Source organism: Marinobacter shengliensis, assembly GCF_030297115.1.
In the GTDB taxonomy this organism is placed as follows: domain Bacteria; phylum Pseudomonadota; class Gammaproteobacteria; order Pseudomonadales; family Oleiphilaceae; genus Marinobacter; species Marinobacter shengliensis.
Genome location: NZ_AP028062.1, coordinates 4,162,955 through 4,179,281 on the forward strand (window position 1 = coordinate 4,162,955; position 16,327 = coordinate 4,179,281).

Below are 16,327 nucleotides of genomic sequence, written 5' to 3' on the forward strand. Positions count from 1 at the left end.
CTTCCGGGCTACCGGCCTCGCTATGGTACCAGGACTCATCATTTTGCTGCCGGTGCTGGGAGCGTTTGCTTCCTGGTTACTGAGCCGCCGCTCTGACGGCACCAGCATCCGTGCTCATGCACTTCTGGCTGCCGTTGCACCTTTTACCGGCGTCCTTTTGCTGGCAAGCCATTGGCCGCAGGCTTCAGACCAGAACGCGCTGATCACCACTGTACAGTGGATTCCTCAACTGGGGTTGGACCTGTCGTTCCGGCTGGACGGCCTGAGCTGGCTGTTTGCCACTCTGATCACCGGCATTGGCTGCCTGATCATTCTGTACGCCCGCTATTACTTTGACGGCAAAGCCAACGCGCCGCGCTTCTTTATCCTGATCCAGCTGTTCATGACCGCCATGCTCGGCATTGTGCTGTCTGAAAACCTGCTGTTCATGCTGGTGTTCTGGGAACTGACCAGCCTGGTGTCGTTCCTGCTGATCGGCTTTAACTGGTCCAGCCGGGGCGCCCGCCGGGGTGCCCGGATGTCACTGGTGATTACCGGGGGTGGCGGCCTGGCCCTGCTGGCCGGCATTCTGTTGCTGGGCAACATGGCCGGCAGCTTCCAGTTGTCCGACATCCTCTCTCAGGGCGAGGCCCTCAAGCATCACAGCCTGTACCCGCTGATGCTGAGCCTGGTGCTACTGGGCGCATTCACCAAATCCGCCCAGGCGCCTTTCCACCTGTGGTTGCCCCACGCCATGGCCGCCCCCACGCCGGTCTCCGCGTATCTGCATTCAGCCACTATGGTCAAGGCCGGGCTGTTCCTGATGGCGCGTTTGCACCCGGCCCTGGGCGATACCGAGCTCTGGTTTGCCCTGATCACCGTCACCGGCATGGTGACCCTGATGGTGGGCGCCTTTGTGGCCATGTTCATGCACGACATCAAGGGCCTGCTGGCCTATTCCACCATTTCTCATCTGGGCCTGATCACCCTGCTGATTGGCATGGGCAGTGAAATGGCCATGGCGGCGGCCCTGTTCCATCTGGTCTGCCATGCCCTGTTCAAGGCCCCGCTGTTCATGATGGCAGGCTATGTGGATCAGGCCACGGGCAGCCGGGATATGCAGCTGATCAATGGCCTGTGGCGCTGGATGCCTGCTCTGATGATCGTCACCCTGGTGCCGGCGGCCGCCATGGCGGGGCTGCCGCTGATGAGCGGCTACCTGAGCAAGAAGATGCTGTTCTCCGAAAGCCTGCTGGTGACTGCACCCCATTGGGCGGATGTGGTGATCCCGGCCTGGGTCACCGTGGCCGGTCTGTTCTCGGTGGCCTATTCGGTGCGCATCTTCCACAACGTTTTCTTCAATGGCCAGCCACGGGATCTGCCGGTGTGGCCGCCAAAGCGTAAGCCGGCCGCCGCATTGTTGCCGCTGGCCATTCTGGCGACGTTATCGTTGCTGGTTGGCTTGGCTCCCCAGTGGATCTACGACCACCTGGTGCATCTGGCGGTGCTGCAGACCACCGTGTCTCATCTACCAGCGTATGATTTCAGTGCCCTGTCGGACGCCCACGCCCCAGCCATGATGAGTCTGGCCGCCATGCTGGGCGGGCTGGCGGTTTACAGCGCCCGCAAGCCTCTTTTTGCCATCCATGCACGACTGCCGGAAGTGGACGCCAAGGACATTTTTGAAACTGCCATGCAGCGCACCATCCGCTTCTCCCAAACGCTGGTTTATCGCCTGGAGAACGGCTCGCTCCAACGATACCTGGCACTGATCCTGTTAACCACCGTCGCCCTTGTGGCCTGGAGCCTGCTCGGGCTGGAGCGGTGGCGCGGGCCGGTGCCATTGAGCAGTCTCGATCCGCTAGTGGTGTTTGGCATCAGCATCCTGTGTCTGTCGGCCATTGGCGTGACACTGTTCCACCGCCACCGCTTGCCGGCCCTGTTGCTGTTGTCGGTCACCGGCCTGTTTGTCACTCTCACCTTTGCCTGGTTCTCCGCGCCGGACCTCGCCCTGACGCAACTGTCAGTTGAAGTGATGGCGGTGGTGATCATGATGCTGGCCCTGTCGTTCTTACCCCAGAGCTCACCCAAGGAATCCCGCTTTCCCAGAATTGCCCGTGATCTGTTCGTGGCCCTGGCCGCCGGCGGCGGTGTGGCTGCATTCACCTTTGCCGTGCTGACCCGACCGGTAAACTCCATTTCCGACTTTTTCCTGGCCAACAGTGTGCCCGGAGGCGGCGGCACCAACGTGGTGAATGTGATCCTGGTGGATTTCCGGGGCTTCGATACCCTCGGTGAGATCACGGTACTGGGCATTGCCGCCGTGGCGGTGTTCGCCTTTACCCGCAACCTGAATCTGAAAAAACGGGTGGCGGAATCCGGCCACTCCCATTGGGTAGCAGAGCCCCATCCGGTCATCCTGCAGATGGTGGCGCACATGGCTTTGCCCATTGCCCTGCTGGTGTCGGCGTATATTTTCCTGCGCGGCCACAACATGCCTGGGGGCGGTTTCATTGCGGGATTGGTCACGGCCGTCGCGCTGACCCTGCAATACATGGCCGGTGGCCTGGTCTGGGCCCAGGCGCGCATGCGTACGCACTTCCGCTCGCTCATTGGTGCGGGGCTGCTGATCGCCATGTTCACCGGGGTTGCCAGTTGGGTGTTCGGGTATCCGTTCCTGACCACCACCTTTGCTCATCTGCACTGGCCATTGATCGGCGAGTTCGAATTGGCCAGTGCGCTGCTGTTTGATCTGGGCGTTTACACCACTGTGGTCGGGGCAACCCTGTTGATTCTGGCAAACCTGGGCAAACTGATGACCATAGCCGGCCCCGGCAAGGAGGTAGGCTGATGGAATTGCTGATCGCAGTGGCTCTGGGCGTGCTTACCACTTGTGGGGTGTTTCTTATTCTGCGTGCGCGCACGTTTTCCGTGGTGCTGGGCCTGACCTTGTTGTCGCACGCAGTCAACTTGTTCCTGTTCAGCATGGGCCGGCTGACAACCGGCGCCCCGGCCATCGTCGGGCTCACTGAAACCAGCGCAGACCCGCTGCCCCAGGCGCTGGTGTTGACCGCCATTGTGATCAGCTTCGCCATGACCGCCTTTGTGGTAGTGCTGTCGCTGAAAGCCGCAGTGGAGTTGCGAAACGATCACGTAGACGGTGAAAACCCGAACGAGGACCGGCCATGACCCACCTGATGATTCTGCCGGTCGTCATCCCCATGCTGGCCGCCGCCTGGTTGCTGGTAAACCACCGGGCCAGTATCGGCCGGCAACGGGTGTGGAGTATTCTGTCCACCAGTTTGCTGGTGGCGCTGGGCGTGTGGGCGGTTATTGCGGCGCAAACCGATTACCACACCTACTGGCTGGGCAACTGGCAGCCGCCGTTCGGCATTGTGCTGGTGCTGGACCGGCTGAGTGCAATGATGCTGCTACTGGCCGCCTTACTGGCCCTGTTCTGCGTGCTCTATGCCAGCCGGGGCAGCGACCGGGAGGGTTCCCACTTTCATGCCCTGTTCCAGTTCCAGCTGATGGGCATTAACGGCGCCTTCCTGACCGGTGATTTGTTCAACCTGTTCGTGTTCTTCGAGATCCTGCTGCTGGCTTCCTACGCCCTGTTGCTTCACGGCGGCGGCCGGGCCAGAAGCCGGGCGGGCTTGCACTATGTGATCATCAACCTGCTCGGCTCTGCCCTGTTCCTGCTGGCCCTTGGCATTCTTTACGGCCTGACCGGCACCCTGAACATGGCCGACCTGGCGGTGCGGATTGCCGCCGCCAGCCCCGATGACCAGACCCTGCTCAAAGGTGCCGCCCTGCTGCTGATGGTGGTGTTCGGTATCAAGGCCGCAATCCTGCCACTGCTGTTCTGGCTACCCAGGGCCTATTCGGCCTCCAGCGCTCCGGTGGCGGCGCTGTTTGCCATCATGACCAAGGTGGGCTTTTACGCCATGGTGCGGGTGCTTCTGGTTGTGTTCGGGCTCGACCCGACGCAGCCCCTCAATGCCGGGGTGTTCCTGTGGCTCTGGCCACTGGCGCTGGCCACCCTGGGCCTTGGTGCCATTGGCGTGTTGGGGGCCGCCAGCCTGCGTACCATGGCGGCGTACCTGGTGATTATGTCCAGCGGCTTGCTGATGGCCAGTTTTGCCATGGCCGAAGCCACCGTGCTGGCCGCCAGCCTGTTCTATCTGCTGCACAGCACCTGCCTGGCCGCGGTATTTTTCCTGCTGGCTGACCTCATCGGCCGGCAGCGGGCCGACGGCTACGACTTGCTCTCGGTAACCGCGCCTCTGACCCATCGCTGGACCCTGGGCACGCTGTTCCTGGTAGCGGCAGTCAGTATGGCGGGGCTGCCGCCGTTCTCAGGGTTTGTTAGTAAAGCCTGGCTGCTGCAGAACGCCATCACGCACCCGCACTACCTGTGGCTCTGGGGCATTACCCTGATTGCCGGGTTATTCATGATTGCCGCACTCAGCCGAGCCGGCTCCGGCTGGTTCTGGAAACCGGAGCCGTTCAGCGGCCGCCAGCGCCGCAAGCTGGACCCGGCGCGCGTGGCCACGGTGTCAGTGCTTATTGGTATCAGTGGCGCCCTGGCCCTGTTTGCCGCGCCGGTGATGGAGTATATGACGGCAACCGCAGGCCAGCTCTATCATCCGTCCGCCTATGTTGAGGCGGTGCTCGGTGAGCCCGCCACGATAACGGGAGGACTCACCCCATGAACTGGTTACAGCGCTGGGTGCCACACCCCCTGTTCGCCGGCTTTCTGCTGCTGTTATGGCTGTTGATGAATGAGTTCAGCTTTGCTCACCTGTTGCTGGGTGCGGTGCTGGCGGTGGTGATTTCCCGGGTCACCCAGCCGTTCTGGCCGGAGCGTTCAAAGGTCAAGCATCCGGGTAAGTTGCTGCGCTACCTTGGCCGGTTATTGATGGATATTCTGAAATCCAACCTGATTGTCGCCCGGCGCATCGTGTTCTATTCCCGGCAGCTGGAACCAGGGTTCTTCACTTACCCTCTGACCCTGACCGACGATTTTGCCGTGACCATTCTGGCCAGCACCATTTCGCTGACCCCGGGCACGGTGAGCGCCCACTACGATCGCGAGGGCCGGTGCCTGTTGATCCACTGTCTGCATCTCGAGGATGAGGCTGCGCTGATTCAGGACATCCGTGAGCACTACGAGAAACCGTTACAGGAGATTTTCGATGATTGAATGGGCGGTTAACCTGGCGATCACTGTGTTTGCGATTGCCATCCTGCTGAACCTTTACCGGCTGGCCATCGGGCCCGACATCGTTGACCGGATCCTGGCGCTGGACACCCTGATGATCAACAGTATTGCGTTGATTGTGCTGTTTGATATCCGGCTGTCGCTGGGCATCCTGTTTGAAGCTGCCATGCTGATTGCCCTGATGGGGTTTGTCGGAACGGTGGCGATGACCAAGTATCTGTTGCGGGGGGATGTGATCGAATGACTGCGTCATCCATGCCGTTCGTTCTTGAGTTGGTGATTTCGCTGTTCCTGGTGGCCGGTGCCTTGTTTGCGCTGATTGGCTCTATTGGCCTTGCACGGTTGCGGGATTTTTTCATGCGTCTGCATGGGCCCACCAAGGCCAGCACCCTGGGCCTGGGCTGTTTGCTGATCGGCTCGTTGCTGTTTTTCAGTTTCCAGCGCGGCGCGCTGTCCGTGCATGAGGCGATTGTGACCGTTTTCCTGTTTGTGACGGCGCCAGTCAGCGCCCATATGATGGCCAAGGCCGCCCTGTTCCGGGGTGTGGATAAGGGCGGCCCGAGCCGGAATTACCCGGACCGTTAGCCGGCAAACCTGGCCCGGAAGCTCTCGGGCATGGGGGTGACTTCCCGGGTTTTGTAGTTGAAGAACACAAAACCGTATTTGGCCATGGCCACCGATTGGCCGGTGTCGGCTTTGGTGACCCGGAACACGAAATCCCCGCCGTATTTGTTGAAATCCATCAGGCCCACTTCGAAGCGCAGCATGTCCGGGTAGAAGGATTCGCCCTGGTACATGGTGGCCAGGTCGGTGACGATAATGCCGGTGCCGTTCTGGTCGGCTTCTTCGATGCCGTGTTCGACCAGGAACTGGGCGCGGGCTTCGGAGAGCATGGAGATGAGGGCGTCGTTGCCCAGATGGTTGGCGCCGTTGATGTCGGTGATTCGAACGGGCATTCGGGTTTCGAAGCTGAAGGCGTTGTCCGGGAATTCGAGTTTGATTCTTGCCACGGGGGTGTCCTGATCGGGTTCAACATTGGATTGGGCTGAATCATACGCTTCCGGTTGTGACTTCTCATCTTATGGTGCTATCGGGTATCTTGCTTCTTGTTCCTGCGCTTTTTGTTTCGGAGTAAGCGGCGCTTGGGGCTGGGCTTTCCAGAACACGCTCCTTCGGCACATCCATGTGACGCTTGGGCTCCGCCATCCATGGCTCCGCACAGTTCTGGAAAGCCCAGCCCCAAGCCCCGCCCAGACTTCCTGCAAGCGCCCAACAAAACGTCATAATAAGAGTTACTTATGGATATTCGCCCTGCCGCCACCCTGGTTCTTACCCGCGATACCGAAAACGGCATTGAAGTGCTTCTGCTGCAACGCACCTGGGAGGCCATTTTCCTGCCTGGTTACTATGTGTTCCCCGGCGGAGCGGTGAATGAGCAGGAGTCGGAGGCGCAGCCGCATGTTGTGGGTGTTGAAGACGCGGATATCAGTCAGACCATGAGTCTGGATGAAGGTGGCGCGGATTTTATGTTGGCGGCGGTTCGGGAGTGTTTTGAGGAGGCGGGGATTCTGCTGGCTCAGGACGGCAGCGGTCAGCTAATCGGTGCGGAGCATCCGGTGCTTGGTGAGCGTGACGCATTGTTCCGGGATGAGGTGTCGCTGGCGCAGTTGTGTGAGAAGCATGGGCTGGTGGTGCCGCTGGACCGGTTGGCGTATTTAAGCCATTGGGTGACACCGCCGGGGCCGCCGCGGCGGTTTGATACGCGGTTTTTTGTGGCGGTGGCGCCGGAAGGGCAACGGGCCGGGCATGATGGTCAGGAGACGATTGATCATGTGTGGATGTCGCCTGCGCAGGCGTTAGAGGAGCATCGGGCAGGCCAGCGTTTGTTGGGGTTGCCGACGATCCGTACCCTGCGGGTGTTGTGTGATTTCAATACCACCGCCGAGCTGATGCGCTATGCCCATGCCAATCCACCCGAGGCGTTTCCGACCGATCCCTGGCCGGCGCTTCGCAAGGGCAAGCCGGTGATGCTGGAGCCAAACGCGCCGGCTTACGATGAGGCGGTCAAGCTGGACCCGGAGGGGGAAGGCACCACCCGGGCGGAGATTGTGCCAGGGCAAGCGGTGGAGGTGGCGGCCGGTGTAGTACGATTGACGGCACCGAACCCGGGCATGATGACCGGGCCGGGCACCAATACCTATATTCTGGGTTTTGAGCGGTTTACGGTGATTGATCCCGGGCCCGCGAACGAGGCCCACATCGAAAAGATTCTGGAAGTGACCGGCGGGGTGGTGGACCAGGTGCTGGTAACCCATACCCATCTGGATCATTCACCGGCCGTGTCGGTTCTGAAAGAACGAACCGGTTGCCGGGTGTTTGGCTGGCCAGCCCCGGAGGGCGCAGGCCAGGACCAGTCCTTCAAGGCGGACGACGAGCCGGAGCATGGCGACCTGATTGTCAGCGAGGCGGGCATTCTGAAGGTGATCCATACCCCCGGGCATGCCTCCAACCACCTGTGTTTCCTGCTGACGGACCAGGAGTTGCTGTTCTCCGGTGACCACATCATGCAGGGCTCGACGGTGGTGATCAATCCACCGGACGGCGATATTAAGGCCTATGTGGAATCCCTCTACGAGCTATTGGAGGAGCCTGTGCGCTTTATCGCGCCCGCACACGGCTTTCTGATGGGGCAACCGGAGGCAGTGATTGATTACCTGATCACCCACCGGTTATCGCGGGAGCACAAGATCTTCCGGGCACTGGAAGCACTGGCGCCGGTGTCCCTGAAAGACCTGACGGCGAAAGCCTACGACGATGTACCCGCAGCCATTCATGGCCTGGCAGCACGATCAGCCCTGGCACACCTCCTCAAACTTGAGGCGGAACACCGGGCATACCAGTCAGACAACCTCTGGCATGCCCACTAGCCAGGGTACCGGGCTACTTCTTGGCGATGATCCACACTGCGTGCACGATGCCGGGAATGTAGCCCAGGATGGTCAGCAGTATGTTGATCCAGAAATGCTTGCCCAGGCCCACCTGTAAAAAAACACCTAACGGCGGTAACAGAATCGCAACCAGAATTCGCAAAAGGTCCATTTAGTTCTCTCCTCGTGGCACGTATAACAGTCATATCTCTGAAAGATAGCAGTGTTATTACATTCAACCACATCGGGCCATTACAGATGGGCCCGTGATCATGAAAGTGGCATTAAACCTCTGTCACAGCGGTATTCATGAACCATACAGGGCCCTATCCTTGGGGCCACTGGACAGGTACTCGAGGACTTATGCTGTTTCAAAGGCCCAGACACTCCACAATCCGACACTTTCCGATCTGGCTTCTCGTTGCCGCCCTGCCGACGGTCACTTTGGCCGACACCAACGATTCGTCTGTGCTGGTGGCCCAACTCGCAGAGGATGAAAACGTTGAGGATGTGGTGCGCTCCGAACCCCGCCGCAGTCCGGGCGAAGATGACGACGCCAGCGACGACGAGCAGGAACCATCGGCACCAGTTACCGACCAGCAAACACAAACGGTCAAACCCCTGGTGGCACCCGTTACCCGCAAGATTGCCCCCAACATCGACCTGAAAGAGGTAGCACCCCTGCCGGAACCTGAGCCGGAACCGGAAACCCTGCCGGGTGCGGAACTGTCTGCAGAGGAGGTTCAGGCCTTGCAAGATACCGCACAAGGGGAAACGCCCGCCGCCGAGGACGAAGCTGACGCGCCGGCAGAACCCCTGCCAGCCGAAAGTTTCACCCTGCTTGGCAAGGAAGTGCTGCCCGGCACCTCCACGCGGCTGGCCTGGTCACCACAGATCCAGATTGCCGGCCTGTCACAAATTACCCCTGTTCTGGTGGTCAACGGCGTGAATGCCGGGCCAACCCTGTGCCTGACTGGCGCCGTACATGGCGATGAGCTTAACGGCATCGAGATTATTCGCCGCACCATGTATGACCTCAATCCGGAGAAACTCAGTGGCCGGGTGATCGGCGTGCCTATTGTCAATCTAACCGGCTTCCAGCAGGGCAGTCGGTACCTGCCGGACCGTCGGGATCTGAACCGCTTTTTCCCGGGCCGCAAGGACGGCAACCTTGCCGACCGGGTGGCCTATTCGTTGTTCGAGAATGTCATTCGGCACTGCGACATGCTGGTGGACATTCACACCGGTTCCCTCAAGCGCACCAACCTGCCCCAGCTGCGGGCCGACATGAACAATCCGGACGTGGCGGAATTCACCCGTGGGTTTGACCGCATGGCGGTGGTGCACAGCTCCGGTTCCCCTGGCATGCTGCGCACGGCAGCCGTCCAGGCAGGCATCCGCGCCGTGACCATGGAAGCAGGGGAGTCGTTGCGAATTCAGGAGCATCAGATTGAAGCGGGGGTAAATAGCCTCAACAGCCTGCTGGAAAAGCACGGCATGATTTCCAGGATGTTTGTGTGGGGCGATCCGGAACCGGTCTATTACGATTCCACCTGGGTGCGCGCCGAACACGGCGGCATTCTGTTCAGCGAGATTAACCTGGGTGCCAATGTCTCCGAAGGCGAGGTCCTGGGCTATGTGGCTGATCCGATTACCAATGAGCAACACCCGATACGCTCCACCTCCAACGGCCGGATCATCGGCATGGCAGTGGATCAGGTGGTGATGGCCGGCTTTGCCGCCTACCACATTGGTACGGAGGCAGAAGTTCCAGGCGAGTAGTATGCTAGGGGTTTTACCCGACAGCCTATGATCCACAGGAGTTCATGTGTCTTCGGCAAACTCTGGCATATTATCCCGAATTCCCGGCCTGGCCTATGTGGGCCTGGTGCTTACGCCGCTGTTCTGGGCCGGCAATGCCGTGGTCGCGCGAGGCACGGTTGAGCATGTCCCGCCCCTGTCGATGTCTTTCTGGCGTTGGGTGATTGCCCTCGCCATATTGCTGCCCTTCGGGTTCCCCGGCATGTGGCATCATCGCCGGGTCATCCATGCCCGTCTGGGTTCGATGCTGGCGCTGGCCACCTTCAGTGTGGCGGCGTTCAATTCACTGCTGTACTACGCCGCCATCACCACCACCGCCACCAATATTGCCCTGATCAATGCCACCATTCCTATTTTCGTGGCCCTGCTGGCGTGGATGCTTCTGGGCGACCGCACCCGGCCAATTCAGGCATTAGGCATCGCCCTGGCCATCGGAGGCATCCTGACCGTGGTAGCCCGGGGCGAGCTCTCGGTTCTGACCGGCCTTCAGGCACAACCCGGTGACCTGATCATGGTGGCGGCCGTCTTCAGTTGGGGGTTGTTCTCAGTCTTGCTCAGACGGCAGGCGGTGCCGTTACCGGCCCTTACTTTCCTGACCACCCAGATTCTGCTGGGCACGCTGGTGATCCTGCCGTTTTACCTGGTCGACCTGTTTTTCTTCGCCGGAGGCTTCGAGCTGACCCGAAATACGGCCATGTCGCTACTGTATTTCGCCATATTCCCCGGTATCCTTGCCTACGCATTCTGGAATCACGGCGTGCATGCGATCGGCCCCGCCAGGGCCGCGATATTCATGTACCTGACCCCAGTATTCGCATCTATACTGGCCGGCATTTTTCTGGGCGAGTCGCTTGGCGTGTTTCACATGATTGGCGGCCTGCTGATACTCGCAGGCCTGGTACTGGCCACGCGAACCGGTCGCCGACAAGCTGCGTATTCACTTCGGAGTCAGGAACAAAACGGGAGAGACACATGATGAAAGCCACCACCAGCATCAGGCGAGCCCGCACTCTTTATGGTCTGTTGTTGATCATCCTGGCACTGGGCATGCCTGCATTGGCGTCTGCCGAGGCCTGTGATCCGGAAGACCATGAGTGGGTGCCCAGCCGCTATTACCCGGCGGGGTCCGTGGTGTTTCACAACGACAACTGGTACGAGTCCCGTGAAATTCACGAGGGTATGGAGCCGGGTATCACGTTCGATTGGAAACGCTTACATTCGGTGCCAGATTGTGGTGGTGAAAACAGGCCGCCCGACCCCATAGACCCGGCTGATGTGGAGGAAGGCGTTACCCAGACGGACAGTAACACAGAGTTTTGCGAACGCCCGGAACAATGGCTGTTTGCGGAAAGTTACTCCGTCGGCAGCCAGGTCAGCCATGGCGGCAAGATCTGGGAAGCTATCCGGGATACCAAGGGCGACATGCCGGGTATCCAGGAGCCACCACACTGGAAGCTGGTGGAAGACCACTGCGCCATTCAGTCGCAACCAGCACTATAGGCCAGCCAACGCTGCCTCGATCCGCGCTATCACCTCCTCCAGCACGGATCGCGGGCAGCCGATGTTCAGGCGCATGAAGCCACTGCCAGGTTGCCCGAAGGACAAACCCGGGTTCATGCCCACGCCGGCCTCCTCCACGAAAAATCGTTTGAGGCCGGCGTCATCCAGCTCCAGGCTCCGACAGTCGAGCCACATCAGATACGTGCCTTCCGGCACAGCGACGTCAATGCCTGGCAATCGCCGGGACACCGCGCTGGCCACAAAATCCCGATTGGCCTGCAGATAGCCGAGCAGTTCATCCAGCCAAGTGGCGCCGTGGCGATAACCCGCTTCAAAGCCGGCAATGCTGAACGGGTTGCACTGGGGCAAGTGCATGGACTCAAACACCGCTTTCATGGCTTTGCGCCGATCCGGGTCCGTGATCACCAGGGCCGACAGACCAAGACCGGGCATGTTGAAACTCTTGCTCGGAGCCACCGCCGTCACCAGAGCATCCTCTTCTCCGGCGAGTCTACCCAGGACGGTATGCGGTGCCGCGTCCGGATAGGTCAGATCGCAATGTATTTCGTCCGAGAGCACCACCAGATTGTGGCGCCGGGCAATGGCCAGCAGCTCTTTGAGCTCCGCTTCCGTCCAGACCCGGCCGACCGGATTGTGGGGGGAGCACAACAACAGCACCCTGGCATCGGGCCGGGCAGCGCATTGCTCGAGATGCTCCAGATCCATCCGGTACTGCCCGGTCTGCGGATCCTGAACCAGGGGGTTTTCGATCACTTCACGACCGCTCTGGCGCACCGAGCTGAAAAAAGGCGGATACACCGGCGGCTGTATAATCACGCCCTCGCCGGGTTCGGCGTAGGCCATACAGGCGGCATTCAGAGATGGCACCACTCCGGGTGCCATCAGTATCCACTCCCGGCGAATGTGCCAGCCATGGCGCTGTGCAAACCAGTCGATCATTGCCTGGTACAGGCTGTCAGGAAACAGGGTATAGCCGTATACCGGGTGCCGAGCCCGTTCAGTCAGGGCGCGGGTGACCGCCTCGGGCGCGGCAAAGTCCATATCCGCCACCCACACGGGAATGACATCCTCCCGGCCAAACACCGCCTGGCGGGCATCAAATTTGACCGAGCAGGTATTTTCTCGTCGAACAGGCTGATCAAACGCACTGGCCACAAACGAACTCCCCAACTGGTTGAAAGGCTGCCGAGGGCTATTGTGGTAGCCCCGGCCAACGACCGCAACCAACCGTGGCAGGCGCCTCCCGCTTTGGTCGAACATGGGCAAGTTTTGCTTGCCGAAACGGGCCGATACTTGCGAACCTAACCGTTTGTTGATGGTTGTCGTCCCGAACGTTTGTCGGAGTTCTCCCCATGATCGGCCAGATCCTAGCTACCATGCTGCCGGTATTCCTGATTGCCGGTTGCGGCGCCCTGTATGGCCGCTACCGCACACCAGACATTCAAGGCCTGAACGTTCTCAACATGGAACTGTTCGTGCCCATGCTGGTGTTTGCCGTACTGGCCGACCAGCAGGCGCCCCTGCAGGACTATGGCTGGCTGGCCCTGGCGGCAACAGTGGTGGTGCTAGGTTCTGGCATCATTCTGTACCCGGTGGCCCGCGTTCTGAACCTGAACCTGAAAACCTTCCTGCCGCCGATGATGTTCAATAATTCCGGCAACATGGGCATTCCGTTGCTGGTACTGGCGTTCGGTGAGGCGGCACTGCCGGCGGCGATCGTACTGTTCATCGTCGAGATGCTGCTACACTTTTCCGTTGGCCTGTACATGCTGGACCCGCACACCTCCATCATCCGGCGATTGCGGCTACCGATCGTGTTCGCCAGCATCGCCGGGCTAACGGTTAACTTCAGCGGTGTTGCCCTGCCTGGCTGGCTGCTGGAAACCCTGAACATGCTGGGTGGCGTGTGTATCCCCTTGATGCTGTTTGCCCTGGGAGTGCGGATGCTGGATGTGGATTTCCGGGACTGGAAACTGGGGCTGATTGGCGCCATTGCCTGCCCGGTCAGCGGCTTGCTGCTGGCCTGGCCAATGATTGCCCTGCTCGACCTGCCGGGCCTTCAGGTAGCCTGCCTGTGGGTCTTCGCGGCCCTGCCACCCGCCGTGCTGAACTACATGGTGGCGGAGCAGTATCAGCAGGAACCCCACGCGGTGGCATCGCTGGTGTTATTGAGCAACCTGGGCAGTCTGGTAGTCATGCCCATTGTCCTGGGCCTGGTGTTCGCCGCGGGCTACGCCTGAACAGCCCTCAATTCACATGGATGATTAACGGATGTCTGAAACGGTTGCGGTGGTGCGCGCTGCCCGCCCGAACTTCCTGTTGCTTGCGCCACTGTGTGTGGGACTGGGCCTGGCCGTTGCCTGGCAACAGGGCCAGCCTCCGGCGCTGATCGACACCCTGCTGGTGTTTGTGGGTGCCGTGCTGGCCCATGCGGCGGTTAACCTGCTCAATGAATATGAGGATTTCCGGTCCGGACTGGACCTGATCACCCGGCGCACCCCTTTCTCCGGCGGCAGTGGCGCACTACCCGAAGTACCCTCCGCAGCGCGGAGGGTATTGTGGGCCGGGCTCGGCACCCTGGGGTTGGTGGTCGCCATCGGCGTGTACTTTTTGTGGCTTCGGGGTGTGCCCATGTTCGTTCTTGGTGCCGGTGGAGTGGTACTGGTGCTGACCTATACCCGCTGGATCACCCGTTCGCCGCTGTTATGCCTGCTGGCACCGGGCATTGGCTTTGGCCCGGTGATGGTGTTGGGCACCCTGGTGGCCCTGGGTGCCCGGCTGGACGCCGCCGCCCTTATCTGCGCAGCCGTCGCCCTGCTTCTGGTCAGCGAGCTGCTGTTGATCAACCAGATACCCGACGCGGATGCCGACCGGCAGGTTGGCCGCCGGCACCTGGTGATCACCCTTGGGCCGGAAACCGCCAGCAGGATAGTGGCTGGCCTGCTTGCCGGCAGTTATCTGCTGATCGGAGCCGGCATTCTGACCGGGATTCTGCCGACCACAGCACTGATCGCCCTGCTGCCGTTGCCACTGGCGCTGTGGATCAGCGTGCGCCTGCCCCATGTCCTGGACAGAGCAGGCGAACTTAACCGGTTGCTTGGTGCCAATGTGGTCACCCTGCTGTCGACCCTGGCATTGCTGATGGTCGGGCTCAGCCTCTGAACCGGAACACGCTGACCCGCGAGCGCAACTGACCCGCCAGCACGGCCAGATCCCGGCTGGCACCGGCTACCTGATCCGATCCGGCAGAGGTTTCAATGGTGGCATCGTGAATCCGTGCGATGTTGCGGTTCACTTCCTCCGCCACTGAACTCTGTTCTTCTGCAGCGCTGGCAATCTGGGCATTCATGTCGTTGATGGAAGCCACCTCTTCCCGGATGCGCCCAAGCGCGGTTTCTGCCTCGGCGGTCTTCTCAACCGTCACCCGAGCCAGATCCCGGCTTCGTTCCATTTCACTGGAGGCCTCACCAGCACCGGCCTGCAACCGGCCAATCATGTCCTGAATCTCCCGGGTGGAATCCTGGGTACGGGATGCCAGGGAACGCACTTCATCAGCCACCACCGCAAAGCCCCGGCCATGTTCGCCAGCGCGGGCGGCTTCTATCGCCGCATTCAGCGCCAGCAGGTTGGTTTGCTCGGCGATGGCGTTGATTACTTCGATGATCTTCTCGATATTACCGCTGTCTTCAGACACCCGGCTTACAGAAGCCGCCGCGTCCTCCAGCTTGTTCGCCAACTCGGTGATCGAGGTGGCGGTCTCCTTGACCACCTGATTTCCGGTTTCCACTTCCTGGTCAGCCTTGCGGGTTGCCGTCGCGGCATTGGCGGCAAAGCCCGCCACCTCGTTCACCGTGGCCGCCATCTGGTTCACCGCGGTGGCCATCTGCTCAGCCTCGGTGGCCTGCATACGGATCTGTTTGCTGTTGTTGTCTGAGGTATCTTCCAGCTCGCCAGACGCATTGGACAGCTCCTCGGCGGCAGACCGTACTTCACGGATGATGCCCGTTAACCGGTCAATGGTATCCGCCAGAGCGCCCATCACGCTGCCGGGATAGCGGGTTTCGAGATTCTGATCCAGTTGGCCGTCCGCCAGCTGCCGGATGGCGGCCGCCACTTCCTCTGGCTCCGCACCCAGGATTCGCTTGAGTTTGCGGATGATGACCGTGGCCACCAGCACACTGACCAGTACGGCAAAGCCGGTGATGGAGAGAATCATGATGTTGAAGCCACTGGCGGCGTCGCGCACTTCTTCCAAGTCAGCGGCAACGGTGTTTTCCTGATAATCAATAAACGCGTTGACCCGCGCCAGCCACTCGCTGTAAGCCGGTGAAACCTGATCCAGCAACAGGCGTCGGGCCTGTTCGGTATTGCCTGCAGTTCGCAGAGTCACCACCTCATCGGTCAGGGCGAGGGTTCGCTGTTCGGTGGCTTCGATGTCCCGCAGCAAACGGCGCTCCTGATCCGTGGCCCCCTGGCGCTGGAACATCTGGGACATGGCTTCCGCATTCTCCCGGTACATCGCCGCCAGGTCATCAATGGTGCGAAGATGTCCACGCAGGGCTGTATCGCTGCTCACCAGAACCACATCCCGAATGGCAATCGCCCGGTCATGCACGCTGCCCCGGAAATTAATGGCGAAGCGCTGTTTGAGTGAGGCGCCCTCATTAACCGAGGTCAGGGTCCGGTCAATGAATCCCACCTGGTGATTACCCACAACGCTGACCAGCACCATCAGCGCTACCATCAGCCCGAATCCCAACGCCAGGCGTTTTGCTACTGTGAGCTGGCCCGTCATATACGCACTCCACATATTGGTTAAGTGGAGAGAATTACGATTAAAAAAAAGGAATGGATT

General features: G+C 60.5%; 16 protein-coding genes. 12 read left to right on the top strand and 4 right to left on the bottom strand.

The features are described 5' to 3' along the window. Positions 1–22: 22 nt before the first annotated feature. Genes QUE75_RS19020 through QUE75_RS19045 form a run of 6 tightly spaced genes read left to right on the top strand, consistent with a single transcriptional unit; the run spans position 23 to position 5,788 of the window. The gene (locus QUE75_RS19020; RefSeq protein ID WP_286252539.1) at positions 23–2,830 is read left to right on the top strand and encodes a monovalent cation/H+ antiporter subunit A; all 2,808 of its coding nucleotides are present in this window, start codon (positions 23–25) and stop codon (positions 2,828–2,830) included. Beyond that, entirely contained in the window at positions 2,830–3,168 is a 339-nt protein-coding gene (locus tag QUE75_RS19025) for a Na+/H+ antiporter subunit C (RefSeq protein ID WP_058090812.1), read from the top strand. The genes QUE75_RS19020 and QUE75_RS19025 overlap by 1 nt, the downstream gene beginning before the upstream one ends. Then, positions 3,165–4,694, top strand: a complete 1,530-nt coding sequence (locus QUE75_RS19030) for a monovalent cation/H+ antiporter subunit D (protein WP_058090813.1) — start codon at positions 3,165–3,167, stop codon at positions 4,692–4,694. Before QUE75_RS19025 ends, QUE75_RS19030 begins: the two co-directional genes overlap by 4 nt. Next, entirely contained in the window at positions 4,691–5,185 is a 495-nt protein-coding gene (locus QUE75_RS19035) for a Na+/H+ antiporter subunit E (RefSeq protein ID WP_286252544.1), read from the top strand. Before QUE75_RS19030 ends, QUE75_RS19035 begins: the two co-directional genes overlap by 4 nt. Beyond that, positions 5,178–5,447, top strand: coding sequence for a K+/H+ antiporter subunit F (locus QUE75_RS19040; protein WP_058090815.1), 270 nt, complete (start codon positions 5,178–5,180; stop codon positions 5,445–5,447). The genes QUE75_RS19035 and QUE75_RS19040 overlap by 8 nt, the downstream gene beginning before the upstream one ends. Positions 5,448–5,458: 11 nt before the next feature. After that, positions 5,459–5,788 carry a Na+/H+ antiporter subunit G gene (locus QUE75_RS19045; RefSeq protein WP_058090949.1) on the top strand — a complete coding sequence of 110 codons (330 nt, stop codon included), beginning with the start codon at positions 5,459–5,461 and terminating at the stop codon, positions 5,786–5,788. On the opposite strand, the gene QUE75_RS19050 is transcribed toward QUE75_RS19045, so the two are convergent. Next, positions 5,785–6,213, bottom strand: a complete 429-nt coding sequence (locus tag QUE75_RS19050) for a thioesterase family protein (RefSeq protein WP_058090816.1) — start codon at positions 6,211–6,213, stop codon at positions 5,785–5,787. The two genes, QUE75_RS19045 and QUE75_RS19050, sit on opposite strands and share 4 nt — an antisense overlap. A 288-nt stretch (positions 6,214–6,501) precedes the next feature. Here QUE75_RS19050 and QUE75_RS19055 point away from each other — a divergent pair, with 288 nt between their 5' ends. After that, positions 6,502–8,130, top strand: coding sequence for an MBL fold metallo-hydrolase (locus QUE75_RS19055; RefSeq protein ID WP_286252550.1), 1,629 nt, complete (start codon positions 6,502–6,504; stop codon positions 8,128–8,130). Positions 8,131–8,143: 13 nt separating this feature from the next. Here QUE75_RS19055 and QUE75_RS19060 read toward each other — a convergent pair whose 3' ends face one another. Continuing rightward, positions 8,144–8,302 carry a YqaE/Pmp3 family membrane protein gene (locus QUE75_RS19060; RefSeq protein WP_068351496.1) on the bottom strand — a complete coding sequence of 53 codons (159 nt, stop codon included), beginning with the start codon at positions 8,300–8,302 and terminating at the stop codon, positions 8,144–8,146. A 191-nt stretch (positions 8,303–8,493) separates the two neighbouring features. Here QUE75_RS19060 and QUE75_RS19065 point away from each other — a divergent pair, with 191 nt between their 5' ends. From QUE75_RS19065 to QUE75_RS19075, 3 genes are read left to right on the top strand one after another with little or no spacing between them, the layout of a single operon-like run. Next, the gene (locus tag QUE75_RS19065) at positions 8,494–9,912 is read left to right on the top strand and encodes a succinylglutamate desuccinylase/aspartoacylase family protein (RefSeq protein ID WP_286252556.1); all 1,419 of its coding nucleotides are present in this window, start codon (positions 8,494–8,496) and stop codon (positions 9,910–9,912) included. Positions 9,913–9,958: 46 nt separating this feature from the next. Continuing rightward, positions 9,959–10,927 carry a DMT family transporter gene (locus QUE75_RS19070; protein WP_286252557.1) on the top strand — a complete coding sequence of 323 codons (969 nt, stop codon included), beginning with the start codon at positions 9,959–9,961 and terminating at the stop codon, positions 10,925–10,927. Next, positions 10,924–11,451, top strand: coding sequence for a carbohydrate-binding protein (locus QUE75_RS19075; RefSeq protein ID WP_138436072.1), 528 nt, complete (start codon positions 10,924–10,926; stop codon positions 11,449–11,451). Before QUE75_RS19070 ends, QUE75_RS19075 begins: the two co-directional genes overlap by 4 nt. On the opposite strand, the gene QUE75_RS19080 is transcribed toward QUE75_RS19075, so the two are convergent. After that, a complete protein-coding gene (locus QUE75_RS19080; RefSeq protein ID WP_286252559.1) occupies positions 11,446–12,627 on the bottom strand; it encodes a MalY/PatB family protein in 1,182 nt (393 codons plus the stop codon). The genes QUE75_RS19075 and QUE75_RS19080 overlap by 6 nt on opposite strands. Positions 12,628–12,824: 197 nt before the next feature. Here QUE75_RS19080 and QUE75_RS19085 point away from each other — a divergent pair, with 197 nt between their 5' ends. Both QUE75_RS19085 and QUE75_RS19090 read left to right on the top strand, forming a co-directional pair. Then, a complete protein-coding gene (locus QUE75_RS19085) occupies positions 12,825–13,712 on the top strand; it encodes an AEC family transporter (RefSeq protein ID WP_061331998.1) in 888 nt (295 codons plus the stop codon). A 31-nt stretch (positions 13,713–13,743) separates the two neighbouring features. Next, the gene (locus tag QUE75_RS19090; protein ID WP_286252564.1) at positions 13,744–14,634 is read left to right on the top strand and encodes a prenyltransferase; all 891 of its coding nucleotides are present in this window, start codon (positions 13,744–13,746) and stop codon (positions 14,632–14,634) included. Here the strand turns inward: QUE75_RS19090 and QUE75_RS19095 are convergent. Continuing rightward, on the bottom strand, positions 14,624–16,267 hold the full coding sequence (locus QUE75_RS19095; RefSeq protein ID WP_286252565.1) for a methyl-accepting chemotaxis protein: 1,644 nt from the start codon (positions 16,265–16,267) through the stop codon (positions 14,624–14,626). The genes QUE75_RS19090 and QUE75_RS19095 overlap by 11 nt on opposite strands. Positions 16,268–16,327 lie beyond the last annotated feature (60 nt).